Origin of the sequence: Idiomarina sp. OT37-5b, assembly GCF_002968395.1 — a bacterium.
GTDB lineage: Bacteria > Pseudomonadota > Gammaproteobacteria > Enterobacterales > Alteromonadaceae > Idiomarina > Idiomarina aquatica.
The window spans coordinates 37,662-64,080 of sequence record NZ_CP027188.1 but is presented as its reverse complement, the minus strand read 5'-3'; the positions used below and the strand labels follow the sequence as shown (position 1 = coordinate 64,080).

At 50.6% G+C, this 26,419-nt stretch carries 21 protein-coding genes, 1 tRNA gene and 1 pseudogene; 13 read left to right on the top strand and 10 right to left on the bottom strand.

The features are described 5' to 3' along the window. The first annotated feature begins 1 nt into the window (after position 1). Positions 2-1,090, top strand: coding sequence for an NADH:flavin oxidoreductase/NADH oxidase (locus tag C5610_RS00290; protein ID WP_105305347.1), 1,089 nt, complete (start codon positions 2-4; stop codon positions 1,088-1,090). 28 nt (positions 1,091-1,118) lie between these two features. On the opposite strand, the pseudogene C5610_RS13840 reads toward C5610_RS00290, so the two are convergent. Both C5610_RS13840 and C5610_RS00275 read right to left on the bottom strand, forming a co-directional pair. Beyond that, positions 1,119-1,580: pseudogene (locus C5610_RS13840) on the bottom strand (Hsp20/alpha crystallin family protein). Positions 1,581-1,720: 140 nt separating this feature from the next. Then, positions 1,721-2,377, bottom strand: coding sequence for a response regulator transcription factor (locus C5610_RS00275; protein ID WP_105305344.1), 657 nt, complete (start codon positions 2,375-2,377; stop codon positions 1,721-1,723). A gap of 157 nt (positions 2,378-2,534) precedes the next feature. Between C5610_RS00275 and C5610_RS00270 the strand changes: the two genes are divergently transcribed. Next, positions 2,535-3,017 carry a BCAM0308 family protein gene (locus C5610_RS00270; RefSeq protein WP_105305343.1) on the top strand — a complete coding sequence of 161 codons (483 nt, stop codon included), beginning with the start codon at positions 2,535-2,537 and terminating at the stop codon, positions 3,015-3,017. On the opposite strand, the gene C5610_RS00265 is transcribed toward C5610_RS00270, so the two are convergent. Next, positions 3,014-4,147, bottom strand: a complete 1,134-nt coding sequence (locus tag C5610_RS00265) for an acyltransferase family protein (RefSeq protein ID WP_105305342.1) — start codon at positions 4,145-4,147, stop codon at positions 3,014-3,016. The two genes, C5610_RS00270 and C5610_RS00265, sit on opposite strands and share 4 nt — an antisense overlap. A 150-nt stretch (positions 4,148-4,297) precedes the next feature. Between C5610_RS00265 and C5610_RS00260 the strand changes: the two genes are divergently transcribed. Beyond that, positions 4,298-5,173: a LytTR family DNA-binding domain-containing protein gene (locus tag C5610_RS00260; protein WP_105305341.1), complete on the top strand. Its 876-nt coding sequence runs from the start codon at positions 4,298-4,300 to the stop codon at positions 5,171-5,173. A gap of 132 nt (positions 5,174-5,305) precedes the next feature. Next, positions 5,306-8,512, top strand: a complete 3,207-nt coding sequence (locus C5610_RS00255) for a S41 family peptidase (RefSeq protein ID WP_105305340.1) — start codon at positions 5,306-5,308, stop codon at positions 8,510-8,512. A gap of 83 nt (positions 8,513-8,595) precedes the next feature. On the opposite strand, the gene C5610_RS00250 is transcribed toward C5610_RS00255, so the two are convergent. Continuing rightward, positions 8,596-9,333 (bottom strand): endonuclease/exonuclease/phosphatase family protein, encoded by a 738-nt coding sequence (locus tag C5610_RS00250; protein WP_262339915.1) that lies wholly within the window; start codon positions 9,331-9,333, stop codon positions 8,596-8,598. Between the two features lie 283 nt (positions 9,334-9,616). On the opposite strand from C5610_RS00250, the gene C5610_RS00245 reads away from it, so the two are divergent. Both C5610_RS00245 and C5610_RS00240 read left to right on the top strand, forming a co-directional pair. After that, positions 9,617-9,925, top strand: coding sequence for a hypothetical protein (locus C5610_RS00245; protein WP_105305339.1), 309 nt, complete (start codon positions 9,617-9,619; stop codon positions 9,923-9,925). Next, positions 9,900-11,228, top strand: a complete 1,329-nt coding sequence (locus tag C5610_RS00240) for a type II toxin-antitoxin system HipA family toxin (RefSeq protein WP_158682633.1) — start codon at positions 9,900-9,902, stop codon at positions 11,226-11,228. The genes C5610_RS00245 and C5610_RS00240 overlap by 26 nt, the downstream gene beginning before the upstream one ends. Positions 11,229-11,318: 90 nt before the next feature. On the opposite strand, the gene C5610_RS00235 is transcribed toward C5610_RS00240, so the two are convergent. Beyond that, positions 11,319-11,395 (bottom strand) — tRNA-Arg (locus tag C5610_RS00235). A gap of 64 nt (positions 11,396-11,459) precedes the next feature. Beyond that, positions 11,460-13,019 carry a serine hydrolase gene (locus tag C5610_RS00230; protein ID WP_105305337.1) on the bottom strand — a complete coding sequence of 520 codons (1,560 nt, stop codon included), beginning with the start codon at positions 13,017-13,019 and terminating at the stop codon, positions 11,460-11,462. A gap of 163 nt (positions 13,020-13,182) precedes the next feature. Here C5610_RS00230 and C5610_RS00225 point away from each other — a divergent pair, with 163 nt between their 5' ends. The 3 genes from C5610_RS00225 to C5610_RS00215 all read left to right on the top strand — a co-directional run bounded on the left by C5610_RS00225 (position 13,183) and on the right by C5610_RS00215 (position 17,957). Continuing rightward, a complete protein-coding gene (locus tag C5610_RS00225) occupies positions 13,183-15,288 on the top strand; it encodes a TonB-dependent receptor (protein ID WP_105305336.1) in 2,106 nt (701 codons plus the stop codon). Continuing rightward, positions 15,282-16,313, top strand: coding sequence for a PepSY-associated TM helix domain-containing protein (locus tag C5610_RS00220; RefSeq protein ID WP_262339913.1), 1,032 nt, complete (start codon positions 15,282-15,284; stop codon positions 16,311-16,313). Before C5610_RS00225 ends, C5610_RS00220 begins: the two co-directional genes overlap by 7 nt. A 108-nt stretch (positions 16,314-16,421) precedes the next feature. Further along, a complete protein-coding gene (locus C5610_RS00215; protein WP_105305334.1) occupies positions 16,422-17,957 on the top strand; it encodes a leucyl aminopeptidase family protein in 1,536 nt (511 codons plus the stop codon). A 22-nt stretch (positions 17,958-17,979) separates the two neighbouring features. On the opposite strand, the gene C5610_RS00210 is transcribed toward C5610_RS00215, so the two are convergent. Then, positions 17,980-19,326, bottom strand: a complete 1,347-nt coding sequence (locus C5610_RS00210) for an amidohydrolase family protein (protein WP_105305333.1) — start codon at positions 19,324-19,326, stop codon at positions 17,980-17,982. Positions 19,327-19,437: 111 nt separating this feature from the next. Here C5610_RS00210 and C5610_RS00205 point away from each other — a divergent pair, with 111 nt between their 5' ends. Further along, positions 19,438-20,025 carry a hypothetical protein gene (locus tag C5610_RS00205; RefSeq protein ID WP_105305332.1) on the top strand — a complete coding sequence of 196 codons (588 nt, stop codon included), beginning with the start codon at positions 19,438-19,440 and terminating at the stop codon, positions 20,023-20,025. On the opposite strand, the gene alr is transcribed toward C5610_RS00205, so the two are convergent. Then, positions 19,981-21,075 carry an alanine racemase gene (gene alr / locus C5610_RS00200; RefSeq protein ID WP_105305331.1) on the bottom strand — a complete coding sequence of 365 codons (1,095 nt, stop codon included), beginning with the start codon at positions 21,073-21,075 and terminating at the stop codon, positions 19,981-19,983. The genes C5610_RS00205 and alr overlap by 45 nt on opposite strands. Positions 21,076-21,207: 132 nt before the next feature. On the opposite strand from alr, the gene C5610_RS00195 reads away from it, so the two are divergent. Genes C5610_RS00195 through C5610_RS00185 form a run of 3 tightly spaced genes read left to right on the top strand, consistent with a single transcriptional unit; the run spans position 21,208 to position 24,734 of the window. Next, a complete protein-coding gene (locus tag C5610_RS00195; protein ID WP_105305330.1) occupies positions 21,208-23,241 on the top strand; it encodes a S9 family peptidase in 2,034 nt (677 codons plus the stop codon). Continuing rightward, the gene (locus C5610_RS00190) at positions 23,241-24,065 is read left to right on the top strand and encodes a prephenate dehydratase (protein WP_262339912.1); all 825 of its coding nucleotides are present in this window, start codon (positions 23,241-23,243) and stop codon (positions 24,063-24,065) included. The genes C5610_RS00195 and C5610_RS00190 overlap by 1 nt, the downstream gene beginning before the upstream one ends. Before the next feature lie 15 nt (positions 24,066-24,080). Next, positions 24,081-24,734 carry an alpha/beta hydrolase gene (locus tag C5610_RS00185; protein ID WP_105305329.1) on the top strand — a complete coding sequence of 218 codons (654 nt, stop codon included), beginning with the start codon at positions 24,081-24,083 and terminating at the stop codon, positions 24,732-24,734. Here C5610_RS00185 and C5610_RS00180 read toward each other — a convergent pair. Next, a complete protein-coding gene (locus C5610_RS00180) occupies positions 24,731-25,816 on the bottom strand; it encodes an ATP-grasp domain-containing protein (RefSeq protein ID WP_105305328.1) in 1,086 nt (361 codons plus the stop codon). The genes C5610_RS00185 and C5610_RS00180 overlap by 4 nt on opposite strands. Further along, complete coding sequence (gene purE, locus C5610_RS00175) at positions 25,813-26,304, bottom strand: 5-(carboxyamino)imidazole ribonucleotide mutase (protein WP_105305327.1); 492 nt, start codon at positions 26,302-26,304, stop codon at positions 25,813-25,815. The genes C5610_RS00180 and purE overlap by 4 nt, the downstream gene beginning before the upstream one ends. Positions 26,305-26,419 lie beyond the last annotated feature (115 nt).

Sequence of the window (26,419 nt, the reverse complement as noted above, 5' to 3'; positions counted from 1 at the left end):
CGTGTCCGCATTATTTGAGCCATTTGAATTAAAAGATGTTCGTTTACGTAACCGTATCGCCGTGCCGCCGATGTGTCAGTACATGGCGGAAGATGGCGTTGCCAACGACTGGCACCTGAGCCATTACACCAGCTTAGCCCGTGGCGGCGCTGGCTTGGTCATCGTCGAAGCCACCGCCGTTTCAGCGGAAGGACGTATTACACCAAACTGTACCGGGCTCTGGAATAACCAACAGGCTGAGGCTTTCGCTCCTATCGTCCAAAATATCAAAGCCGCAGGGGCCGTTGCCGGCATTCAAATTGGCCATGCAGGCCGCAAAGCCTGTGCTAACCGCCCATGGGAAGGCGACGACCATATTGCCGAAGATGATGCTAAAAGCTGGCAAACCATCTCCCCCTCACCCATAGCATTCGGCGCCAACCTGCCACGCAAACCCAAAGCCATGTCACTGGAGGATATTCAGCGCGTCCAAGCCGATTTCGTCGCCGCCGCTGAACGCGCCCGCGATCTGGGTTTTGAATGGCTTGAGCTGCATTTTGCCCATGGTTATCTGGGACAGAGTTTTTTCTCACCGCACGCCAACCAACGCAATGATCAATACGGCGGCTCATTTGAAAACCGCGCCCGTTTCCTAATCGAAACCGTCCGCGCGGTGAAAAAAGTATGGCCGGATAACCTGCCACTGACCGCTCGCTTTGGGGTCATTGAATTTGACGGCAACGATGAACAGCAACTGCGCGAATCGATTGAGCTAACCAAGCGCTTAAAAGCCGAAGGGCTCGACTTTCTTAACGTCAGCATCAGCTTTTCGACACCACAAGCCAATATCCCCTGGGGGCCTGGTTTCATGGCACCGATCGCTGAACGCATCCGCAAAGCGGCAGATATTCCAGTAGCCTCGGCCTGGGGCATCGACTTGCCACAACTGGCGGAACATACCGTTGCTCAAGGGCAGTTGGATCTGGTTATGGTCGGTCGTGCGCACTTATCAAACCCACACTGGCCGTATGAGACGGCAAAAGCCTTACGGGTTGAAAAGCCATCGTGGGTGCTACCCGCGCCCTATGCACATTGGTTGGAACGTTATTGAAAAAAGCCCGCTGATGCGGGCTTTTTAATTAATTTCCAACCGCAATTGAGCGAACTTCTTTTTTCTTGCCCGGCTGTTTGGACAAGTGAACTTGCAGCAAGCCATTTTTACACTCGGCTTTAATGTGGCTTTCATCAACATAATCTGGCAAACGAAAGCTTCTGGAAAACTGTCCATAACGGCGTTCAACACACAAGTAGTTTTCTTATTTGTGCTCTTTTTCGTACTTCCGTTCACCACGAATAACCAGAGCACCATTGTCAATCTCCACATGAATGTCTTTATTATTCATACCCGGAACATCCATTTTAAGTATGACTTCCTTGTCGTTCTCAATAATATCTACCGGTGGATTCCAGACTGATTCAACAGGGGCTACAACCTTATCGTTGAATATATCGCTAAAAGCATCAAAAATGGAGCTGCCTCCGTTAAAGGGGTCCCAACGGGCAAGTTGGCTCTGCGAGCGTAACTGGGGGAAAATACTCATTGCTGTATCCTCAAAGGTTCGACTGTCAGTAAAAATTTTTAATGTGAACGCGTTTTGCGCCAGTTAAAATTTAGTCGCTGGCTGACATTCGTCATTAGGAAAAAGTCTACATTACGGCTAGGGGTTTGCCGGAGTAATGGCTAAGTATGATGTTCCATCTCCCAAGCCAGAGCACGCCGTATCAACATCATATTGTCCGTTATACCCAGTTTCATTTTGATGTGCTCTTTGTGAGAATCTACTGTTTTTGGGCTCAAATGCAGCTCGCTGGCGATACGTTTGGTGGTGTAGCCCTGCCCCAGCAACATATAAACTTCCAACTCGCGATCTGACAAGGCCCGTTCACACGTCGTTTTACCCACAACCTGCCCGTGTAAATGCGCGCGCAATAAGACATCAGACATTTGTGGACTCAAATACAGCTGACCTTTTAAAACCTGCCGTAAAGCTCGCAGGAAAATGGCGCCACTTGCCGATTTTTGCAGATAACCATTGGCGCCTGCTCTGATCACCCGCTCCGCAAAGAACACTTCATCGTACATCGACATCACCAGGATCGGCAGCGCCAGCGCCTGTGAACGTAGCGTATGAATCAGGTGCAAACCGCTGCCTTGATTAAGACTCAGACCCATTACTAATCCATCTGGATTAAATTTACTAATCAACTGTACAGCGTCTTTTGCCGAATCCGTTTCCGCACAAACACTCATATCAGCCGTTGTGTGGATCAACGCACTAAGGCCCATCCGACAAATCGGATGGGCATCGGCTAGTAACACCGTCTTTAGAGGGTTCATGGCTTTCCGTGCACCAGGTTAATGAGCGACTCTCGTGAGAAAACTATAGACAAGCCCGTCAGAAATTTCCTGATCTTAATTTCAGCAACCCGACTAATGGCAGCGCATGGTTAACCATCTACTCTTTAGTTAATTGACCACTTACCGGAGTACCGTTATGGAAAATCAAAAGCCCAGCTTGCCTCAGGATCAACACCCTCGGGTATGGCGTTTACCCACCGAAGCCAAAAAACTTCGCAGCCCATCACGTTGCAAGCAATGTGGTGTACTCTATCAGGACGGTCGCTGGAGCTGGCATATCCATGGCATCACCGAGCCCGTACTGTCAACGCTGTGCCCTGCATGCCAACTGGTGAATAAGCACCAGGCTACCGGCTTTCTTACCCTTAACGGCGATTACTTTCTTGCACATCAGAACGAGATACTGAGCCTGATCCACCACATCGCCAACTATGAGTGTGAACAGCACCCGCTGAACCGGCTGATCGCGATCGATAAACGCGGTAATGGAATCCGCATCCGTTTTACCGACCGTCATTTACCTAAACAAATTGGCCATGCCATTGAGCAAGCTCATGCGGGAGAGCTTCGTATTAATTATGATGGAACCTTGTGCCGAGTGTCATGGCAACGCAACTAACGATGAGTTCTCGTTGTGTGACGGCTAAAGATGCCAAAAGCTGCGTGTAAAATGGGTAACGGCAATAGAATATAACGGTAAGTTACCCAGCAGCCCATAAATGTTCCAACGATGACGATGAATGCCTCAGCCCAAAGGCCTAACTGCAACGGCAACACCAGGTACGCTAATAAAACAATATAGGTTTGGTGCAGGATATACCAAGGAAATACCGCTCGGCTAAACCGTGCCAGTTTATTCTCCCGATCATTTAGATGGTGATAGCCAAAACCCAGTATTGTTGCCAACATCAGCAGCGTATACACACTGTGCAACGGTATCATCTGATAAGTCTGCATTAACACAAAACACCCCAGCGCCAGCAGCAATAGACTTACCCTGTACTGACTCAAACTGCCCCATACGCTATTCGTGGCGGGACGCCCCAGCCAATAACCAACACAAAAGAAGCTGAAATAATAAGGATGAGCAAAGACATCGTTATACAGCGCGTGAGTTTCCGGAAAATTCGGCTTAACACACATTTTTAGCCAGGTAACAAAAAGCCCCAAGCCAATATAAATAAGCATAAACCGCCACGCTGCCGGAATTTTGAGAATAAATAGAGGCTTGGTTAATACGCCATGAACGAGTTTAATGACAGCCAAAAGCAACACGGTATACATGAACAAATAAGGTAAATACCAAAGATGGTTCCATGTGAAACCAACCTCAGCGCCATCGAAAGCACCCGCGGGCCAAGGCTGAAAGGTGAAATACCGCACCAGAAAGCTCAGCAATCCAGGCTCGATGCTGTGATTGGCCACCGCCTGTACATAAGCCTGCAAAGGCACCGTGAAAATCATCGCCATCAGTAGCGGGAACAAAATACGAAAAGCCCGTTGTCGGATAAACCGGCTAAGGTTTCTTTCTGGTGCAGCAAACGCGATAGCGGCGCCACTGATTAAAAATAACAATGGCATCCGCCACGCATTCACAAATTGCATCAGCGTAGCCAGACCCTCCGCAGAGTGACTGCTTTTTATGTGCCAACTCCAACCCGGCACGTAAAGCATGCCACAGTGATAAAGAATTAAAATGCCGAAAGCCAGCACCCGTAACGCATCAATATCATAACGACGATTTTTCATCAGAATCTCTCCCTCACTCAAAAAAGCATCATTAGGTTCATCTGCTTACGCCCGAAGTGCCAGTAACCCGTGACAACTTGACAACGGCAGTGACGAAGTGCGGGATTTTGGGATAAACTCGCTATTTGTGGGACGAATTAAGGACGGTTTATGTCTCAGAAAAACGACCTGAACTGGTTTATCACACATAAAAAACGTGTCGAAGTCGCTCTGCTCGCACTTATTTTGTTGGTGAATGCAACCGCCAACAGCTTTGTTGTGCTGATGGAAACATCGTCTTCAGCAATGCAGTCCTGGGAACCCTGGGTTTGGGAGTTCAGCAGTATGTTGGCGCTGGCTGCTTTGCTATTGCCACTGGCCTGGTGGACAGACCGTTTGCCACTGCAATTCCGCCAGCCGGGGCGACAGCTGCAGCACCATCTCATCGGCGTCATGGTGTTTACCGCGGCTCATATTTTGCTGATGGTTGGAATCCGACAGGCGACATACCATCTGTTCGATGGTCATTATCAGTTTGACTGGTCTGCTCAAAACCTGCTTTATGAACTTGCCAAAGATTTTCGCATTTATCTGCTTTTTGTAGCGTTGTTCGAACTGTACCGATTTGTCGTTCGGCGCTGGCGCGGTGAAGCGTCGCAACTCAGTAATCCACCGGACGAGACAAGTTCAAGCAGCCGTTATTTACAACAGGTGCTGGTTAAGATGCTCAATCAGGAGTTTTTGATTAGGCTTGAGGATGTATCGTTCATCCGCACGGCTGGCAATTATCAGGAACTTTACGTCAACGGTCGCGCTTATCCTCTGCGCATCACTCAGACGGCCTTGTTGCAACAGCTCGATCCACAACGGTTTGTGAAAATAAACCGTGGTGAAATTATCAATTTGCGGCTGGTTAGTGCGTTTCGCCGTCGTCAAGGCAGAGATGCCGAATTACAGCTACAAGACGGTACCACGCTGCAAGTTCATCGCAATTACATCGACGCCATACCGGAGTCACTCAGGGTGATTAATCCTGCGGAAGTTTAGTTAATTTTTTGTAAGGTATCGCGCAAAATGCGCGATCTACCGAGTAATCCCCCAACCTGAGATCCTCTCGAGAATTTATTTGCTACCATCGATGCGTTACTAATAAATCTAACTAAAATAGGCAGTTAAAATATGAAACGACTGGTTACCAGCCTGCTTGTTTCTGCGGCACTCGGCGCATCTGCGTCTGATGGAACCTCAGAACGCCCTTTAATTATGCAGCCCGAACTGAGCCCGGATGGGACGCAAATCGCCTTCAGTTACCAGGGCGATATTTGGACAATGTCCACCTCGGGTAGCAATCTCACTCGTTTAACGATTCACGAAGGCTATGAGAGCTCGCCGAAGTGGTCAAACGACGGCAGCACCATCGCATTCAGTAGCGATCGTTTTGGTAATGACGATGTATTTGTTATGCCAAGCCAGGGCGGCCGCCCTGATCGCTTAACCTACCACAGCGCTCCCGATCGCATTCTCGGGTTTAATAACGATAACCAAGTGTTATTTAATACCCGCCGCTTGTACGCTGAAGTTGAGCGTGAGTGGGAAGTTTACAGTGTCGCGCCAACGGGCGAGGCAACCGAATCGCGTTTTATGGACGCCCTGGGCTTCGATGCCGTTGTCTCTCCTGACGGCAAAAAAATTGCCTTTGTGCGAGGCACTTGCCGGGTAGCGCGCGAGGACTATCGCGGCCCCGCCAACCGCAACATTTGGATTTACGACACCGAAACCGGTGAATACGAGCAGTTAACGGACTTTGATGGCAATGATTTTATGCCTCAATGGTCAGGCAACAACGAGTTGTACTTTATTTCCTCTCGCGCCGGTAAATACAACGTATTCAAGCAAAAGCTCGGATCGAAGCGAGCAAAACAAATTACAAACGAACGTGAATTCGGTGTCGAGCACTTTAGTATTGATCAACAAGCAAACCACTTAGTGTATCAAGCAGCCGACAGCGTGAAGCTGATTGCGGACGGCAACAGTCGAACGATCGACCTATCCATTGCGACGGATTTCCGCTTTGACCCTGTCACCAAAAAGTCAACGACAAACGCACTGGACGAGTACAGCGTGTCGCCCAACGGCGAATTGATTTCTTATGTTGTACGTGGCGATCTGTTCGTTAAGCGCAACGACAAGGACGATAAACGCTCAGTCCGTCTAACAACCGGAGCGGCACGAGACCGCGACGTTACTTGGTTAGACGATAATACGTTGTTGTTCGTTTCTGATCGGGACGGCCAAAACGATATTTTTGCGTTAACGTCGGCGGATGCTGATGAGCCGAATCTGTTTAAGTCGCTGAAGCATTCGGTAACCGCTGTCACACGCACCGATGCACAAGAGCGCGAGCCCGTTGTCTCGCCGGACGGCAACAAGATTGCGTACCGCGAAGGCCGCGGCAAACTGATTGTTGCAGAAGTAACAGACGGCAATTCATTAACTAACCCAACGACCCTGTTAGACGGCTGGGCAACCCCTAGCGACGTCAGTTGGTCACCGGACAGTAACTGGTTAGCCTACGCGAAATCTGACCTGTCATTTAACAGTGAAGTTTTTATCCATGCCGCCGACAACTCGCTAAAACCGGTTAACGTGAGTATGCACCCGAAAGGTGATTACAACCCTGTTTGGTCACCGGATGGCAGCAAGCTTGGCTTCACCTCAATGCGCAACAATGGTGACTACGACATTTGGTTCGCCTGGTTAACCGAGAGCGACTGGCAACGTTCAAACGAAGAATGGAAACGTGACGAATTTGCCGACAAGAGCGCTGACAGCAAAAAAGACGACGAAACGCCTGCAACTGCGGAACCGCAAGCCGAACCCATGCAGATTGATCTGGATGGCATCTATAAGCGTCTGGTTCAGGTGACACGCTTCGCCGGTAATGAATCGGGGCTAGCGTTTGATAAAGAAGGCGAGCATGTCTATTACACCATTGGTGGAGCCGGTCGTCAGAACTTTAAAATGGACCAGGACCTGTTCAAGATTAAGTGGAACGGCGAAGACAAAAAGCACATCATTAAAGACAACAAGCGTCCTCGCAGTCTGTCCTTGAGCACCGATGGTAAGCACTTGTTTGCGTTAACCGGCAAGGGCACACTGGTTAAAGTCGACACCAAAAAGGACAAGCCGGAAACCCTGGCTACCGTGTCTCAACAAAGCATTGAACATATGGCTGAGCGCGCTCAAATCTTTGATGAAGCCTGGCAAGCCCTGAATGCTGGATTCTATGATCCTGAATTTCATGGCAATGACTGGCAGCAGCTCAAAGAGAAATACCGTCCATTAGCGCTTAAAGCATCAACCAAAGAAGACTTTCAGTACATCTTTAATTTGATGCTGGGTCAGGTCAACGCCAGCCACATGGGTCTGTATCGCGGTGAAAACCAAAAAGAAACCCAAAAGACCCAAACCGGTTTATTGGGTATCGAAGTGGTACCGACCGCTGAAGGGCTGCAGGTTACCTCAGTACTGAACAAGAGCCCGGCCGCCCGTGATGAAAGTCGTCTACAGGTCAATGACATCATCACACACGTCAATCAACGGTCAGTCAAAGACACGAACTTTTACGAGTTACTGAATGACTACGCCAAACAGCGCGTGTTACTCAATATCAAACGTGCAACTGACGACGTGGAAGTGGTGTTATGGCCAACCACCAGTTTGAGTGACGAAAAGTACGACAACTGGGTCGAAACGCGTCGCGCGCTGACCGAAGAATATTCGGACGGACGCTTAGGCTATCTGCATATTCGGGGCATGAACTGGACCAGCTTTGAACGCTTTGAGCGCGAGCTGATGGCCGCCGGTTATGGTAAAGAGGGTATCGTAATTGACGTGCGCTACAACGGTGGTGGCTGGACAACCGACTACCTTATGGCCGTGTTAAACGTGAAACAGCATGCATACACGATTCCTCGTGGCGCGACCGACAACCTGGATAAAGATCAGAAGAAGTTCAGAAACGAGTACCCTTACTCTGAGCGTTTGCCGTTATCGGCATGGACTAAACCGTCCATAGCGATGAGTAATGAAAACAGCTACTCAAACGCTGAAATCTTCTCGCATGCCTATAAGTCATTAGGCATTGGTAAACTGGTTGGTCGCCCGACTTTTGGCGCGGTCATCAGTACCGGTGCTGAACGGCTGGTGGATGGCTCGATCATCAGAATGCCATTTAGAGGCTGGTGGGTTAAAGAGTCCGACGCCAACATGGACTTTACGCCAGCGCAGCCGGATATCGAGGTATTCAATCCACCGGCGTACAAAGCCAAAAAGGTGGATCCACAGTTAGAACGTGCGGTTGATGAGTTGCTGAAGTCGCTATAAGACGTTTTATTTGTGGTTGATTAAGAGGTGGGCTCTGCAAAGGGCTCACCTTTTTTGTGGTAAAGCACCGCAGTCCTGAAGGGCTACAGCTTAAATCGCGCATAAAGGGGGTTATGATCAGACACGGTATGGGTGTCGATCGCTAAGGTGTCTTGCAGCGCAAGACCGCGATAAAAGATGAAATCAAGGGGGTGCTGTCGGTAGGTTTTTATATGATGAGGATCAACCATAATCGCTTGCTTAAGGCCGACGCTGCGACAAAATTGCAGCAAGTGCAAGCGCCGTTGGCGGCTCCAAACGTTAAAATCACCAGCCACAATAAGCGGCCCTTTGTGTCCTAATATCTCTTCTTTGATGATCTCTATTTCCTGAGAAAATTGCTGTGTGCGGACGAAGTTGATCGCATGGACATTAACCACTAATAATGAACCGCCCTCGGCTAGCGCGTGATAAGACAGCATATAACTTTTATGTGTAGCAAACATGCCTTCGCGCTTTCTGCTGAGTCGGGCTTGGGCTTCGGTAAACGCATACTGGCTTGCCGTGAGCACCCCATAAATCGAACGACGTGTTTGCATATTTGGCGCTACAGCATAAGACCAACGCGGCAGCGGCCAATTATTTTTCGCACTCAGCTTCACTTCCTGGAGTAACAAAAATAAACAGGGGAAGTCCGCTAGAACGCGCGTCAACGTGCGCTGAAAATCGGGTTTTTCGGTAAGTTTTTGCGTATTCCAGCAGAGCACACCAAACTCTTCCCCATGATGAATGGGGTGCTCGTGAATAAATTGTTGAGGAATCATGACTTTGGGTTTAAGCACATTTCCGCCTTGGATAAACCTACACGCCGATTATTTTTTGTACGACATAAATTGTATACGTTTCACCAATACGGGTCATTAGTAACAGCCTTCGCCTCCGGTAAAAAGAGTCCAGAGGCTTCAGATAACTGAACAAAAAGTTCACCATAAAAAACTAAAATAAGATAATTAATGCAAAAGTTCACTAAACCGAATTGAATAGCGTAAAAGTATGCTATATTAAACAAATTATCATTCAGGCATAAAAAAAGTTCACTAAAAACAACTAACACTGGTGAAACACATGAAAAGCCACATCACAGAGTTAAAGCAGCAAGTTCATGCGCTTCTGCGTGAGATCGAGCGAATAGAAGCAAAAGAGCTTGAAGAGAAAGAGAGCTTTCCGCTCGCAGAACTGAAAGAACGTGTGACTCAGTACGTGAAAGAAAACGATATTACCATCGACACCTTTTGCGATTTAGCGATGATCAGTAAGACAACACTCTACGCTGCATTTAATTCACCAAGCTCAACGAAGTGCTCAACCATTGAGTCAATTATCGCTGTGTTTGGCAACTATACATTGTATGTTGGCCGCACCGATGCACGTTAATCGTATCGCGACCGTATTCGTCAATGGTGTGAAGGCGGGCATACTCACCGAATATCGTGCGTTGCAGGATTTATCTGCTCGAGAGTCTTATACATTTGCGTATGAATCAGACTACCTAGCAGATGGTTCGCCAATTGGGCATCATCTTCCGCTCACAAAGGCCCGGTATGAGTTTGATGCGTTACCGCCTTTCTTTACCAATTTGCTCTCAGAAGGTTGGTTAAGAACCCACCAAGCACAGAAGGCCCGACTTGATAAAAGCGATGAGTTTGGTTTGTTGTGCGCCAATGGTGAAGAACTGATTGGTGCTGTTTCTGTCGCGCCAGGTGAAGTTGACGATTTACCAAGCCAGCGTTCGGTCCAAATACCAATTTCTAAACCAAGCACTTTAAAGGACAAAGGCGTCACCATTGTTGGCACGTCACGCTCATTCAATGAGTATGCTGTTGATCATGCCAATGGCCATTCCATATCAGGTGTGCAACGAAAGCTAATGATGAAGCTAGAAGGGCACCAGTTAGTGCCAACAGCTCGTGGCGGGCAATACATTGTTAAACCCACTCCCGAAGGCGTGCCACATTGCCCTGAAAACGAATTTTTTGTCATGAGCTTAGCCAAGACGATTGGACTCAAGACGGCTGAGTGTGGCCTTGTCCCCTTTGAAGACGGGGAACTCGCTTATGTAACGAAGCGTTTCGATATTCTCAACAAGGGTGAGCGTTACTTCGTTGAGGATGGCGCTTCGTTATGTTTGGTGCACCCAAAACATAAAGACAGCGAGGCGTTAAGTTATGAAACCGTTTTAAAAAGGCTAAGCGAGACCGCAGGAAACAGCAAAGCGGTGACGCTCAACCTCTTCTTACAAGTCGTTTTTTCATACCTTGTTGCCAACAACGATTTGCACTTGAAGAATTTTTCCTTAATGCGCAAGCCCTTCGGACAAGACTCGACGATGGATATGTTAGCCCCCATCTATGACGTCCTTAGCTTAGCGCCCTATCCCGTATTTGACCACGCTTGCTTCATGTCGATTGGCGTTCTCGCAACAGAAGAGGGAGACGACGGCTATTTCAGCGACGCTTACGAGCAGTTTGGCTTCTATACCCAAAGCGACTTCGTGCAGCTTGGTGTGAATATAGGCTTACCGCAAGCACTCGTGGAAAAACAACTAAAACAGCTCATCGGCAAACTATTAAAGGTGCTCAAAAGCGGCTTTCGAACGCCGCTACCGGACAAAATGTACGCAACGATAACCGACCGTATTCGTGAGCGCTGTCGAGCATTGGAGCTGACCTTGCGTTAGGCAGCGAGGGGAAACGGTCATTTTTGACCCTGATGACCAGTGTATGCCTGGTATTAAGAAAGTGATTCGATCACGTGTTTTACGTGAAAATGGCGCACCCGACAGGAGTCGAACCTGTGACCTCTGCCTCCGGAGGGCAGCGCTCTATCCAGCTGAGCTACGGGTGCGCATGCTTATGGAAAGCGAGGGCATTATAGGGATTTGCCCTCGCGCTGTCCAGAGTTAGCTTGCTTATTGCTTTTGCAATGTCAGGTTATGAAAGTCAAAACTGAAGTCGGTAAAATCGGCAACGGCTTCCATGGTAGCGGTTTTAATTTGATTATCGCGATTAACGTCGAAATCGATAAACGCATCGGCTTCCAGTAACGGTTCGTCCCAGCGCACAATAAAGGTATTGCCGTTGTAGTGTTCGAGTGTGCCTTTCAGCATATCGGTGTGGGTAAAATCAATGCGCAGAGCATTATCTTGCTCGCTAATCACCACGTCACCGTACCAGGCGTCGTTGTATCGGCCCGCGTAATGGCTGAGTGGCAACGCAGGTTGAGGGTCTTCCACGTCATCGACGGTGAACTCGGCTTTTTTCTGAATAAACTCATGATATTTTTTGCTCTCATTGGCTACCCAGTCTTTGTCCGGTGTCCCCAGCACTAATTCCAGCGATTCTTCGACAACAGCGGTGAGCGCGCCAAACGCCTGCTGATTGCTCATCACCGTAATGGCAAATTCTTTTTCAGGGATCACCGTGGTAAACGACAACATACCGAGGATGCCGCCGCTGTGGGATACGTGCTTAACACCGTAATAGTCTTTAACGAACCAACCCAGCCCATAGCCGCGGAAGTAAGTGCCCTGCTCGGCAGCCTTTGCAGACACTGGCAACGGTGTTACCAGTTGCCACATATCATGCAATGAGTCTTCGCTGAACAACGTCTGGCCGGTCGGTGTTTTCCCTTCGTTCAACAAGGTCAATAACCAACGGCTCATGTCATCAACACTGGCGGCCGTTGCACCCGCAGCGGCGAAATCCTCCAGAAAATCCAACGGAAAACGGTGCAGTTCACCGTTCATTTCTATGGTACCAACAGCGACATTGTCGTTGCCGGCATCTATCCGCGAGAAGCCAATTGTGCTTTCGTCCATCTGCATTGGCTCAAACAAGGTTTTTTCAACGTACTGATGGTATGGCATACCACTGACTTCAGCGATGACCTTGCCGGCAGTTACAAACATCAGGTTATTGTAATCAAAGCGTTCGCGGAAACCGTGCTCGATGGGCACGTTCGCTAAGCCGGCGATGACCTCATCGGTGCTTTTATCGGTATTTGGCCAGATCATCAAATCACCGGCGCCAAGCCCAAGGCCGGAGCGGTGACTAAGTAGGTCACGGATGGTCAGTTCGCGGGTTATGTAAGGGTCAGACAGTTTAAATTCTGGCAAATGTTGGATGACGTTATCATCCCAGTTCAGTTTACCCTGCTCGACCAATGTTGCCATCGCTGCGGCAGTCATCGCTTTGGTGTGCGAGGCAATGCCAAACAAGGTGGTTGGGGTGACCGGCTGCTGCGACTCAATATCGCGGATGCCAAAACCTTCCGCCAGGACAACTTCACCGTCTTTCACCGCAACAACGGCCAGACCGGGAATATTAAAAGCCTGCAGCGACTGTTCTGCGGTTTGGCGAATTTTCTGCTCCAGCGACGGCTGCGCGGTTTCCGGTGCCGGTTTTTCAGAACACCCGATCAGTGCGCTGACAGCAGCCGTTAGACAAAGAATTTTTGTTAACCCTTTCATTTTCGCTTTCCTTTTGGCGTTTTATTGTTCTATATCGAAGGTTACCATAGCGGCTGAGTTTTTTACGTCGATCAATACTATTAAAAATAGTATTAAGCATTTATTGACTCTTTAATGCGAATCGTTATCATTGTCGCACTTTTTTTAAATGATAAGGATTCTCATGTTTAAGAAGACACTCTCTCTTGCAATCCTGACCGCATTATCAAGCTCGGCGATGGCGCAGCAGAATCAGACCGATAGCGTTGATATCGACGAAACCATCAAAATCACCGCAACACGTACCAGCATCCCACAAAGTGCGATTCCGGCAACGGTATCGGTTATTGATGGTGAAGACATTCGTCAGCAAATGACGGTCGCACAATCCTTATCGGACATCCTGGGCAACCTGATCCCGGCCTTTTCGCCCTCACGTCAGAAGCTGACCAGTGCCGGCGAGACCTTGCGTGGACGTGAACCGTTGTATTTGATTGACGGCGTGCCACAGTCAAACCCATTGCGGAATGGTTCTCGTGCTGCCATGACCATCGACCCGTTCATGATCGAGCGCGTTGAGGTCATTCACGGCGCCAGCGCCATTCAGGGCATGGGCGCCAGTGGCGGTATCATCAATATCGTCACGAAACAGGCCGAAGCCGGCACCTCACACGAAATGAATGCCGGTTTTATGGCACCGGATTCTGAAGTATCCGAAGGCCTCAGCTACCAGGCCGGTTACCTGCTGCGCCACGCGCAGGGGGATTGGCGCTTTGTCGGTGGTGTTCAGTACCGTGATACAGGTATGTACGTTGATAGTAACGGGATGCTTATCGGCGTCGACACCACACAGGGCGACACCATGGACTCCAAGAGTTACGACGTGTTTGCCAAATTGGGTTACCAAATCGACCAGCAGCAGTCGCTGGAGCTGATGCTGAACCGTTTTGATATGGCTGGCAACGGTGACTACGGTTCGCTGGGCGGTAACCGCCTTGAAGGCATTCCAACGGTTTCGGTAAAAGGTGAACAACCGGGTGATGCACCAGAGAACGAGGTCACCACCTCAAGCCTGACCTACAACAATAGCGATTTTCTAAACGCCGAGCTGAACTGGCAATTGTTCTTACAGGACTTCTCTGCTCTATACGGCGGCGGTACCTACGGCGTGTTTCAGGATCCGGCCTATGGCGACAACCTGTTTGACCAATCACGTAACGATTCGCGCAAGTACGGTTCCCGGGTAACGATGAATTGGAACAACATCCAACAATCGCCGTTCTCCGTCAGTGCCGGTTTGGATTACCTGAACGACACCACCTTCCAGGAGCTGGCTCAGACCGGTCGTAAATGGGTACCAGAGACAGAATTCAAGAACTGGGCACCTTATGCGCAACTTCGTTACCAGGCCAACGGCTTAACCCTTAGTGGTGGTCTGCGCTACGAGTACGGCAAACTTAACGTGGATGATTTCACCACCCTGGCCGGCTATAACTCGACCTTCGTTGAAGGCGGCGAGCCAAGCTTTAACGATCTGCTACCCAACCTGGGTGCCGTCTACGCACTGACCGATGAACTGCGCGTTTTTGCCAGCTACTCAGAAGGCTTTAGCATGCCGGACGTAGGTCGTGTGTTGCGCGGTATTTCGACACCGGGTCTTAGCATCAACAGTTTCCTAGACTTACAGCCGGTGATTGCGGATAACCAAGAGATCGGCGTTGAATATCGTGATAACGCGCTGAGCGCCTCATTGAGCTACTTCCGCTCTGATTCTGACCTGGGCGCACGCCTGCAAGCTGACGCAGATGGCATCTACAGCGTTATGCGTGAAAAAACCGAAATTGACGGTATTGAGTTCAGTGCCGAATACGCACTATCGAACGATACCGCGTTTGGCTTAAATTACGCGGATACTGACGGCGAATACGACAGCAACGATGATGGCTCTGTCGACACGCAACTGGGTGGCCGTAACATCGCGCCAAAACGCGCTAACCTATACTGGTCGCAACAATGGACCGGTATGGTAAGCTCGAAAGTACAGTGGAATAAACTGTTTGACCGCGATATTTACAGTGGTGAGCAAGCCATCAACAACTTTGACGGCTATAACACCGTTGATGCGTCTGTACTTATCGAAACACGTGATTTGGGTAACTTCTCGGTGGGTGTCGAAAACTTACTGGATGAGTTTTACTTTACCTACTACGCACAAACCGTCGGCGGTGATACTCGTAACTTCGCTGGCCGTGGTCGAACTGTCAGCTTTAACTGGAATTACCGTTGGTAACACCCAACTTAACACAATGGCACCGCTGGCTGGGCTTAACGCTCAGCCTGTGGATGCTGTTAATGGCTATCAGCGGCTCGTTACTGTTGTACAAAAATGAGTTGCTGATGCTGCTTTATCCCCAACTTGCATTAGCTGAACCGGTTTCGGTATCCGCAGCGGGCACTATTGCCGATGGATTCTCCAGCGGCTACGCACTGATGCCAACCGCTGACCGCCCCTGGTTCGAAGTGGTTGATGCTGAAAAAACCCATTACTACTATGACGCCAATGGCACCCTCCTGTTAGAGCGCCATTACTTAGGCGATACCATGAGCTGGCTGGTCGAGTTGCACCATCACTTGGCGCTGAATGAGCTGGGTAAAGATATCTTAGGCATTCTCGGCTTACTCAGTATTGCGCTTATCACTACCGGCATTGTGCGCTGGTGGCCCAGACGCGGCAGTTTCAGTCGAGCTCTCTCGGTACGGTGGTTTAACCCCTTTAGCAAACGCGGTATGCAAACTCTTTGGCAGTTACATCGCTTTATCGGTGTGACGCTGTTTGTTCCGATTGTTATCGTGATCATTACCGGTACCGCAATTATGTACGCGGCTCCGGTGAAGTCCGTGTTGGTCAGTCTGTTCCCGCAAACGCAACAGCACTCCTTGCCGCCCCTACCGGACAAACAAGCCAGCAATTGGTCGCAGCGTTTAGCCTTGGTCGAGCAGGCATTGCCAACGGCTGAAGCGCGCCTACTGTATTTAGAAGAGCCGCAAATTCGGGCCAAACACCAAACTGAGTGGCATCCGAACGGACGCAATTACTTGCAGTTTACCCCTTCCGGCACCGTCGCTAAGGTCATTGACGAACGCAGTACCGCACTGGGTAACCGAGTTTCCAATATGATTTATCCCACCCATGTGGCTGCTATCGGCGGCAGTCTTTATCTAGCCGTCATCCTGCTGTCAGGGCTTGCACTCATTGTCTTGCCCATTTCTGGCGTTTGGTTTTACGTCAAACGCAGGGGTCAACGTCTTAAATAACATGGACCGTATCGCTTTTTTTCAGCCTTTGGGCTTATCTACTTTGTCGGTTAGCTACAGATCGTTATAGTAACGTAAACAATCTGTCTTAAAACAAGAGGAAAATCTATGTCGATTCAACGAGCCATTTCGACACTGGCGATATCAACCGCGTTGGCGCTGCCTGCAATGGCCAGCGACTATCTGTCGACCCAGACACGGTTTACCGATGACAATGCAACAGCATCGACTCGGGTCGTGTTTGTTGCTGAAGATCAAACGATTGAGGTCGAGGGTTGGTCTAGTGAGCAAAACCAGGCGGTTGCCCGGGCTGCTGAAATTGAAGACTTTACCGGAGCCGCCTCACAACTGGTGACCTTGGTGGCTCCCGCCGGAACTCAAGCGAACCACCTGATGCTGGCGGGCGTCGGTAACCCGGCCGAACTGTCACGTTTTAAAGCTGAGAAACTGGGAGCCGCGATTGCGGCAGCTCTAAAACCGGAGCTCAGCGACGTTGTTTTTGACACACGCTTGATCACAAACCCCGGCGTTGCCGCAGAAATCAGCGCCCAGGTGGCACACGGTATCGACCTGCGTAATTACCGTTTTGACCGTTACCAGTCAGAGCCGAAAGCTCGCCCACAAACGACCTACCACTGGGTGACTCAGTCACCTAAAGTTGCCGAAAAACATTATCAGAACTTCCGTGCTATCGCCGAAGGTGTGTTTGTCGCGCGTGACATTACCGCTCTGCCGGGCAGCGATGGCTACCCTGAAGCGATTGTAAAATTAGCGCAGCAGGCGATGCAGGACCTGGACATTGACATCACGGTGATCACGCCGGAGCAGGTCAAAGAAATGGGCATGGGCTTACTGGAAAGTGTCAGTGCCGGCAGCCAACACGGTTCATACTTACTCGCAGCACACTACAAAGGCAGTGATGACGCGCCTATCGCGTTGGTCGGTAAGGGCAACACCTTTGACACTGGCGGCTATAACCTGAAAACCAGTTCGTCATCGATTCTGCGTATGCAAACCGATAAAGCCGGTGCGGGAGCGGTTATCGGTACAGTCATGGCACTGGCCAAGCAACAAGCTCCGGTGAATGTGGTCGCCATTGCCCCGTTGTCACACAACCTGATCTCAGGGTCTGCGACACTGCCCGGTGACGTGGTTAAGGCCGGTGACGGCACCTTGGTTGAAATTGCCAATACCGATGCCGAAGGCCGCCTGATCCTGGGCGACGGTAACTGGTACGCCAACGCAACCTTTAAGCCGCGAGCTATCGCCAATATCGCAACCCTTACCGGTTCTAAAGTCGGCGCTTTGGGTACCGGTTATGCGGCGATGTTTGCCTCCGCCGATGACTTGCGTCAAGCCATCATCGAAGCCGGTAACATTACCGATGAGAAAGTCTGGGAACTGCCATTAGAAGGCTATCCCGGCATCATCGACAGTCCGCTGGCGGATATTCGTAACATTGGCTCTCCGGGCACTCAGGCCGGTGCCGCTTTCCTCAAGCACTTTGCCGGTGATACACCGTGGATTCACATTGACATGGCGGCCGACGCTATGGTCAGCAGCCCAACCGGCATTCATCCGGCTGGACCAACAGGTTTTGGTGTTCGCTTGCTGACGGAATGGGTTCATCAGCTAAATAAGTAAGCACTAACTGTGTTAGCGCGGCCTACTGATAGGCCGCGCGTATTTCCTGCAGTTTTTTATCAATATCATTACGTGACAGCCATTCTCCTCTAACCATCACCCCAAGTACTTGCCTTAAGGCTTCCGCGTCTTCCAGAGGATTTTCGGAGAGCACCATAAAGTCAGCCCTATGGCCGCCCTCAATACGACCAAAACGATCCTGTTCGGCAAAATAATCACCCGCGGCGACCGTGGCGTAATAATAAATGGCCTCCAATGGAATGCCGGCTTGCTGCATTATGCGAATTTCATGATGGATAGAAAATCCCGGCACACTGAACAGCTGCGGCGCATCGGTGCCAAAGATCAATTTCGCGTCAGCGTCATGCAGGGCCTTCAATAATGCTTGCCGATTTTGTTGCTGTACATCGGCTTGGTCCTGATTAAAGTAACCCATGCTTGGCTGCTGATAGTAACCCAGCCAGCCCTCACGCACGGACGGCGGCACCAAATCGAGTTCTGGATAGTGCGCCAGCTGTTGTGGATCTTCAGCACCAATCAGCGTCGACCACAAGGCTTGCGTTGGCACCACCCCAACATCGTATTGCAAGGTTAGATCAACCAGCTGAGCCAGCTCCTGCTCAGTAATGGGTCGTTCCAGAGCATCGACAAACTCTAAATAACCATCCATGTGATCAATAGTGCGCTGTCCTTCCTCCAACGCCACTTTCAGGCCAACATCCTTCGGTACATGCCCGGCAAAATCCATATCACTGTCGCGTGCGGTTCTGGCCAAAGCCCGGTACTCAGCTAACGTCAGCCCCGGGTGGATTTTTAATAAATCCCAACCCTGCTCGCGCTGTTCAATCACCCGTTGCGTTGCTTGCTCGACGGATTCGATGCTGTTGCCATTAAAGCTCGGCCCGGCAAGATACAGCGTCGGGCCCTGCCGGCGCCCCTCGGCGATATCGGTCTTTAACTGCAGTTGGTGCGGATAGCCCAGCATGCCACGCACCGTGGTTACACCGTTGGCAACGTACAAGTACAACATATCGTCAGCATAACGTCTGGGCAGATCGCCAAAGTCGGTAGCCGGAGGCACATGGCCGTGCATTTCGGTAAAGCCAGCCAGCACATAACCGTCAGCGGCATCAATCAGCCGCGTGCTCTCCGGGAGATTCCGTGCTGCCGCCATGGGTACTACCGCCTGAATACGATCGTTCTCAATATAGACCGCACGTTCACTGAGCAGTTGCGCCGCTTTGCCGTTAAAGGTGACCACGTTGGCATTGATAACCGCAATGTCCGGACTACTGACGTGTTCTGACTGCACCTGCTGGCAACCCGCCAGCAGAGCCATAGTGGTAAAAAGTCCTACGATTCGCTTCATTCGATTTCCTCGCCTTATTGTGCGCTATGACCGACAACTGAATACGCTGAGTGTTAACGACTGAAATCCGTTTGGCAACTAAACTGAACGCTTTATTTTAAGGAGCCAGTGATGAAAACCATTGTATTGATGATCACCCTGTTATTGCTCAGCTTCCCTACAGTGGCTGATGACGATTGGAGTCTTACCGATCAAGACATTGATAATCTGCTGTCTGCGTTGTATGAGGTGACGGCACTGACAAGTGGCATTGAAAGCCCCGACGTCAACCCGCCAAATTACGATTTCACCAACCCACAGGCAGCCATCGACTTCATGGTAGCGATGTTTGAGCCCAAAACATACCAACGTAACATAGCCCAGCAACTTACGTTTTACGCGAATAAAATCGGGCAGGAAACGCTACTGAACGCTATCCGCCCTTATACTTACACAAATTTGGAATCGTTTGCGCGCGACTCGGCCTTACTTTTTAGCGTCAGCATGAGACTTTCTCTGGAGACGGCCCACAAGCAAGCCGGGCAGCCCAACCACCCTACTCTCGGGCGTATCAGAGCAGTACAATCAGAGGTGCCCGACACAACGATAGAGGCCATACGTCGTAACTTCGATGCGATTATCGAATTTGACGAGGCAACGGATTCTGGTCTGGAATTAAACACTCACCCTTGGAACGCGTACACTGGTGCCCGTGAGTAAGTGCCATGAAATGGTATTGGCACAATCGGCAACCTCTCTGACATCGACCTGCTGCCCCCAAAGCTCGACATCATCACCGATGGTGGCTGCCGGAATGTGAGTAATGTCGATGGTGATCATGTCCATCGAAACACGACCGACCAACGGCGCGATTTCACCACGTAGCGCCGTTGGTGTGCCATTAACACATTGGCGTGGATAACCGTCCGCATAACCAATGGCTACCGTCGCAATACGCGTGTCCTGCTGAGCGATCCAGGCACTACCGTAGCCCACCGAATCACCCTTTTTAAGGTCATGAATGGCGATAACCGGTGCCTTCAGCGACATCGCCGGCAGCAGTGCCGGTTGTATATCAGTTAACGTTGACGGGTTGACGCCATACATCAATAGCCCGGCTCTTACCCACTCATCGGCTCCGATTTGGCCACGCAATTGCGGGTTGAGAGTCGCCGCAGAGTTATGCAGGGAAACCTCAAAGCCTGGATGCTGCTGCTTTATTTTTTCAAACTGCTGACGTTGATAATGATTCAGCGGCATGCCGGTATCGGCATTGGCGAGATGTGACATCAATACCACCTTAGCCACATTACCAGTTGCCTTTAATCGTGTAATAAACCGACCGGTATCGCTTAGTTCAATACCTAATCGGTGCATTCCGGTATCGATTTTTAGCCAAACCTCCAACGGTCGCGGCAACCGCGCGCGTTCAAGCCGTTCGAGCTGGTGCAACGAATGAACCACGGTACTGAAATTGTGTTGTGCACAGAGGGCGAGTTCGTTGTCAGTTTGGCAGCCTTCCAGGATCAGCACCGTTTTATCCGACTGCGGATACGCGTCTCGTAATGCCAGTGCCTCATCGGTAAAACCGACGCCAAAAGCATCCACCCTAGTGTCGATCGCTTCACAGACTAACCCCACACCGTGGCCGTAGCCATCGGCTTTGACGATGCCCAACAGTCGTCCGGCATCAATGTGCTGACGAATCCAGTCAAGGTTGTGTTGAAGCGCTTTGGTGCTGATTTCTGCGCGCGTAGCTCTGTAGTTCATGGTTGTCCGTCTTCGACTTATTCTTATGAGCGAGTTTACCGCAATTTTCTGCGAGTTTAACGGAAGTCTTTGCACTTCGTCAGCGGCTTCAGTAACGTTAACAAAACTTTTACCGTTCATGAGGGTATTACTATGTGGCTGAAAGCATCTGCTATCGCACTCAGCCTGGGCGTCGTTGCTCCGCAACTGTCCGCCGAGGTGTTTAAATCCGAAGATATTTTCCAGTTGGAATACGCCAATCAAGTTTCAGTGTCACCGGATGGTCGCTACGTTGCCTATATCCGCAACAGTTTTGACGATATGAAAGACTCAACCCGTCGTTCTTTATGGCTGGTTGAAACGGAAACCGGCAAGGCATTACCCATCTTTGATGATGGTCATAGCTACGGTGCCCTAAGCTGGTCAAATGACAGTAGCCGACTGGCTTTTACCTCCAACCGCAACGAGCAAAATCAAATCCATGTGTACTGGATAAATGAACAAAAGGTTGCCAAGGTCACCAACGTGCATGAATCGCCGTCCAGTCTGGCATGGTCTAACGACGATCAACAGATCGCCTTTATGATGTCCGTGAAAGCCGGGCCGACCGAGTTTGAGAAATCGGTAAAAATGCCTGCAAAACCTCAAGGGGCGAAATGGGCAGACAGTACCATTGTGGTAGAAGAGACCTACTATCAGCGCGATGGCGCCGGCATTCTTGAGCCATCTCACAATCAGGTGTTTGTCGTACCTGCTTTGGGAGGCACGGCGCGGCAATTAACCGAAGGTGAATTCAGTCACCGCGGACCGCTAACCTGGTCTGAGAATGACGAGCACATTGTTTTTTCCGGCAACCGCCACGAGGACTGGGCTTATCAAGTGAACGAAAGCGACCTGTTCGCGGTATCGGTAAGCGATAAAACGCTGACTCAAATCACCGATTTACCCGGTCAGGAAGGTTCTGCTCAATTTTCCCCGGATGGTGAACACCTGCTGTATCTGCACAGCGGGAATGAACCCGTGCCGTACCATAAAAACCAGCTGTGGGTTATGAACTGGGACGATCGTTCGGCGCGCGAACTGCAAGCTGATCTTGACCGTTCGTTTAGCAACCCACAGTGGAACGGTGAAGAGCAGATTGCCGTGCAATTTGCTGATCGCGGCAAAAATGTCATTGCCACGATCACTCTCGACGACACTCTGACACGCCGTGCGGACGACGTCGGTGGCACCTATGTCAGCCGCCCCTACACCATGGGTTCTTTTAGCGCAGCGCTGGATGGGTCTGTTGCCTATACCCGCGGCACACCATACCGCCCGGCCGATGTGGGTTTCCAACAACAAGGGGCGTCTTCGGTTTCTTTAACGCAACTGAATGAAGACCTACTGGCTCATCGTCAGCTTGGTGAGGTCCATGAAATTGAGTTTGAATCCCGTTACGATGGCCAAACGATCCAGGGTTGGTACATTACTCCGCCAAACTTTGACGAAAATAAAGAGTACCCTTTACTGCTGGAAATTCATGGTGGCCCTCACCTGTCCTACGGACCGCATTTCGCGGCGGAACATCAGCGCTATGCCGCTGAGGGCTACGTGGTACTTTATGTCAATCACCGCGGTAGCACGTCCTACGGTAAAGAGTTTGCGATGTTGTTAGATGGCAACTACTCCTCACCTTATGATTTTGCCGACCACATGAGTGGCATTGACGCGCTTATCGACAAAGGCTTTATTGATGATAACAACCTCTTTATTGCCGGAGGTTCAGCGGGTGGTATCGCAACGGCCTACGCCGTAGGTATGACCGACCGCTTTAATGCTGCAGCCGCGACTAACCCGGTCATTAACTGGGTGAGTAAAGTTCTGACCGCGGATAGTTCAATGGGTCAGATCCACAACCAGTTCCCGGGGATGCCGTGGGAGCAACTGGAACATTACTGGGAACGCTCACCGCTGTCCCTGGTCGGTAATGTCACTACCCCGGTAATGTTGTTCACCGGTGAAAACGACCGCCGTACCCCCATTTCCGAAACCGAGCAATTCTATCAGGCGCTGCAACTGCGCAAAGTCGATACCGCTATGGTTCGGGTTCCGGGCGCTTCACACGGGGTAACGTATCGTCCATCGAATATGATTGCGAAAATTGAGCACGCACTGGCGTGGTTCGAGAGGTACAAAAAGGACTGATGAACACACAGGCTATAAAAATTGCCACACTGGGGCCTGCCGGCACGTTCTCTGAACTGGCCGCGCAGCGTCTGGCAAGGGATAAGGGCATTACTGCCGATATTGAACTGGTCGATAACCTGAATACAGTGCTAAACGTCGTTAACTCAACGACGCTGGGCTTAGTGCCCATCGAGAATCTAAGTGAAGGCTTCGTTTCTCCCGTGGTCGACAGTCTCGTCGCCAAACCATTACGGATCATTGCAGAAACCAAGCTTCCGGTCGAGTTTCAGGTGGTCGCCAACCGTGAAGAGCCCGAACACCTTTGGGCTCAGTTCGTCGCGGCAGGCCAGTGCCGCCAGGCTTTACAGCAACTGGATCTGCCAATTATCCACACCAGCAGTAACAGCGAAGCACTGATTAAGCTACAAAATGCGCTGTCTCCAGCGGCAGCGCTGATTCCGGCACATTTGCCGTGTCCGGATGACTTGCATGTGATACAACCGCGAGCAGCCGATATCGCTCATAATGAAACCCGTTTTGTGCTATTGTCCGCATCCCAGACAACACCGCGGTTTGACGACAAGTTACCATGGAAAAGCAGTGTCTTGCTGGTCGACGATGATGATCACCCGGGACTATTGGTCGACAGCCTCTCGGTCTTTGCCCGCCGTGGAATCAACCTGACATCCATCGTTTCGCGACCAACCGGTGGTAAATTTGGGCAATACCATTTTTTCATTGATTTTGACGGCCACATCGACCAGCCACACATCAAAGAGGCGGTCGAACAGCTGGGCAAATTGAATCAAGTGCGCTGGCTTGGCAGCTATCGGGCCGCATAAGAGGAAGGAGTAATCATGGCTTTAGAAGTCATTAAACACGAGCCACAACACGCTGCAGACGCCGTTATTATTTGGCTTCACGGCTTAGGAGCCTCCGGCAACGATTTTGTGCCGATGACCGAACACCTGCAGTTTCCAAACGCTAACATTCGTTTTTTGTTCCCGCATGCGCCGCAGTTAGCGGTTACCATCAACCAGGGAATGGTGATGCCGGCTTGGTATGACATCACCGACATCAGCATTGATCGGAAAATCGATAGTGAACAGCTTCGTGCTTCAGCGGCACAAGTGCAGCAACTGATTGATGAGCAAATCGAACAAGGCATTGATAGCCGACGTATTATCATTGCCGGGTTTTCGCAAGGTGGCGCGGTTGGCTACGAAGTGGCATTAACTTATCCACAGCGGCTGGGTGGTTTAATGGCTCACTCGACCTATTTTGCTACCGCGTCAGACATCAAAGCCAGTGACGCTAACCGGGACTTGCCTCTGCTTATCCAGCACGGAACACAAGATCCTGTGGTACCCGAGTCGTTGGGTAAAAAAGCCGCGCAAGATTTAACCTCGCGCGGCTATCCGGTAACCTACCAAACCTACCCTATGCCTCACTCTTTATGCCTGGAGCAAGTTCAGGATATGAAGAAGTGGCTAGCAGAGCGCTTCGCTTAAGCCAGTTTTTGCAGCTCGTCGCACCATTGTGTGGCGAGCTTTTGGCCACGCTCAAAGGTATCAATCATAAAGTTCACATGACCAACCTTGCGGCCCGGACGTGGCGCTTTTCCGTACCAGTGGCAATCAGCGGCAGACGCTTCCCACAGCACCTGCGGCAAACCATCAACGCCTATGGCATTAATCATCAGTGTCGGTGCGACCAAAAATTCAGGTAACGGCAACCCGGTAATGCAACGGATGTGTAAATTAAACTGATCGCAGTTGGCACCGCTCATCGTCCAGTGGCCAGAGTTATGAACACGGGGCGCAACCTCGTTAACCAACAATTGTTGTTGTTCACCTTCGCCCACAACAAAAAACTCAATCGCCAGCACACCGACGTAGTCTATGTGGTCGGTCAACTTCTGGTGATACTGCTGTGCCATCGCTTCCAGCTGCTCGGAGAACTGCTGTGCACCAGCCATACTGTAAGCCAGGATACCGTCACGATGCACGTTCAGTGTTAATGGGTAGCCCCGTTGTTCGCCATGATGATCTCGCGCGGCAACGACCGACACTTCGTCAGTAAATGGAATCATATCTTCAACGATGCCTGGGTGCTGACCCGCATCTTCAGCGATCGCTGCGATATCCTGACCCGGCTTCCAGCGCCACTGGCCTTTCCCGTCATAACCGCCACGCGCCGATTTAATGACAACGGCCTGCTCACATTGGCCCAGAATGGCTTGCAGTTCAGCAACGTTTTGGTAAGCCTTCCAGGGTGCCGTTGGGATCGACAACTCGTCACATAACGCCTTTTGCGTGCGACGGTCGGTTAACTGATGGAAGCGTTCCGGCTTTAATAAAAACTTATCCTGAGTCCGCTCAACAAGATCTTCACCTAAGTGTTCGTGCTCCCAGGTGACAACATCAGCCCAGTCCTTGGCTTCTTCCAATGACAGAGCAACACTTTGATCGCTGGCTAATGCCATTACTTTGTGTTCTCGATCACTGTACAGCAAGCATTGGTGGCCCTGTTGAATGACGGCTTTACCAAGCATCTGGCCCAGCTGACCATTACCAAGAATCAGTATGTTCATTTCGGTAACTCCAGATCCGCATTGGCCATCACTTTGTCGCGCTGTTTAGCGCGGAACGTCTGCACGGCCTCACGTACCTTACTATCGAAGGAACCAATAATTTGCGCCGCCAACAAACCGGCGTTTGCCGCACCGGCATCGCCAATCGCCAGTGTACCAACGGCAACGCCTTTCGGCATCTGCACAATCGACAGCAGGCTATCCAGCCCTTTTAACTGCTTACTGGAAACAGGGACACCTAAAACCGGCAGCGCCGTATGAGCCGCCAGCATTCCTGGTAAGTGAGCTGCGCCACCAGCACCCGCGATAACCACCTTAACGTCACCAGCTTCCGCTTGTTCCATGTGGAACTTCAGTAAGTCGGGTGTGCGGTGCGCAGAGGCGACTTTTGCCTCCCAGTCGACACCCAGTTCGTCGAGCATGAGCGCAGCTTTTTGCATGGTTGGCCAGTCAGACTGCGAGCCCATTAGAATAAGAACAGAAGCCATGGAGCACCTTTTAGATTGAACAGTTTGCGTCGGTCTGAAAAGCACGGAATTGTAGCCACACCAGGCCTAAACTGCAAATCAATTGCAGAATTTTTGACCGTCGGCAGAGCTTCTC

What these genes read in the sequence shown, in the direction of transcription:
- alr (WP_105305331.1), bottom strand. Translation starts at nt 21,075, where the DNA reads ATGAACTACAGAGCTACGCGCGCAGAAATCAGCACCAAAGCGCTTCAA.
- C5610_RS00270 (WP_105305343.1), top strand. Translation starts at nt 2,535, where the DNA reads ATGGAAAATCAAAAGCCCAGCTTGCCTCAGGATCAACACCCTCGGGTA.
- C5610_RS00180 (WP_105305328.1), bottom strand. Translation starts at nt 25,816, where the DNA reads ATGAACATACTGATTCTTGGTAATGGTCAGCTGGGCCAGATGCTTGGT.
- C5610_RS00240 (WP_158682633.1), top strand. Translation starts at nt 9,900, where the DNA reads ATGTTGGCCGCACCGATGCACGTTAATCGTATCGCGACCGTATTCGTC.
- C5610_RS00230 (WP_105305337.1), bottom strand. Translation starts at nt 13,019, where the DNA reads ATGAAAGGGTTAACAAAAATTCTTTGTCTAACGGCTGCTGTCAGCGCA.
- C5610_RS00185 (WP_105305329.1), top strand. Translation starts at nt 24,081, where the DNA reads ATGGCTTTAGAAGTCATTAAACACGAGCCACAACACGCTGCAGACGCC.
- C5610_RS00260 (WP_105305341.1), top strand. Translation starts at nt 4,298, where the DNA reads ATGTCTCAGAAAAACGACCTGAACTGGTTTATCACACATAAAAAACGT.
- C5610_RS00205 (WP_105305332.1), top strand. Translation starts at nt 19,438, where the DNA reads ATGAAAACCATTGTATTGATGATCACCCTGTTATTGCTCAGCTTCCCT.
- C5610_RS00215 (WP_105305334.1), top strand. Translation starts at nt 16,422, where the DNA reads ATGTCGATTCAACGAGCCATTTCGACACTGGCGATATCAACCGCGTTG.
- C5610_RS00190 (WP_262339912.1), top strand. Translation starts at nt 23,241, where the DNA reads ATGAACACACAGGCTATAAAAATTGCCACACTGGGGCCTGCCGGCACG.
- C5610_RS00265 (WP_105305342.1), bottom strand. Translation starts at nt 4,147, where the DNA reads ATGAAAAATCGTCGTTATGATATTGATGCGTTACGGGTGCTGGCTTTC.
- C5610_RS00275 (WP_105305344.1), bottom strand. Translation starts at nt 2,377, where the DNA reads ATGAACCCTCTAAAGACGGTGTTACTAGCCGATGCCCATCCGATTTGT.
- C5610_RS00195 (WP_105305330.1), top strand. Translation starts at nt 21,208, where the DNA reads ATGTGGCTGAAAGCATCTGCTATCGCACTCAGCCTGGGCGTCGTTGCT.
- C5610_RS00255 (WP_105305340.1), top strand. Translation starts at nt 5,306, where the DNA reads ATGAAACGACTGGTTACCAGCCTGCTTGTTTCTGCGGCACTCGGCGCA.
- C5610_RS00210 (WP_105305333.1), bottom strand. Translation starts at nt 19,326, where the DNA reads ATGAAGCGAATCGTAGGACTTTTTACCACTATGGCTCTGCTGGCGGGT.
- C5610_RS00245 (WP_105305339.1), top strand. Translation starts at nt 9,617, where the DNA reads ATGAAAAGCCACATCACAGAGTTAAAGCAGCAAGTTCATGCGCTTCTG.
- C5610_RS00225 (WP_105305336.1), top strand. Translation starts at nt 13,183, where the DNA reads ATGTTTAAGAAGACACTCTCTCTTGCAATCCTGACCGCATTATCAAGC.
- purE (WP_105305327.1), bottom strand. Translation starts at nt 26,304, where the DNA reads ATGGCTTCTGTTCTTATTCTAATGGGCTCGCAGTCTGACTGGCCAACC.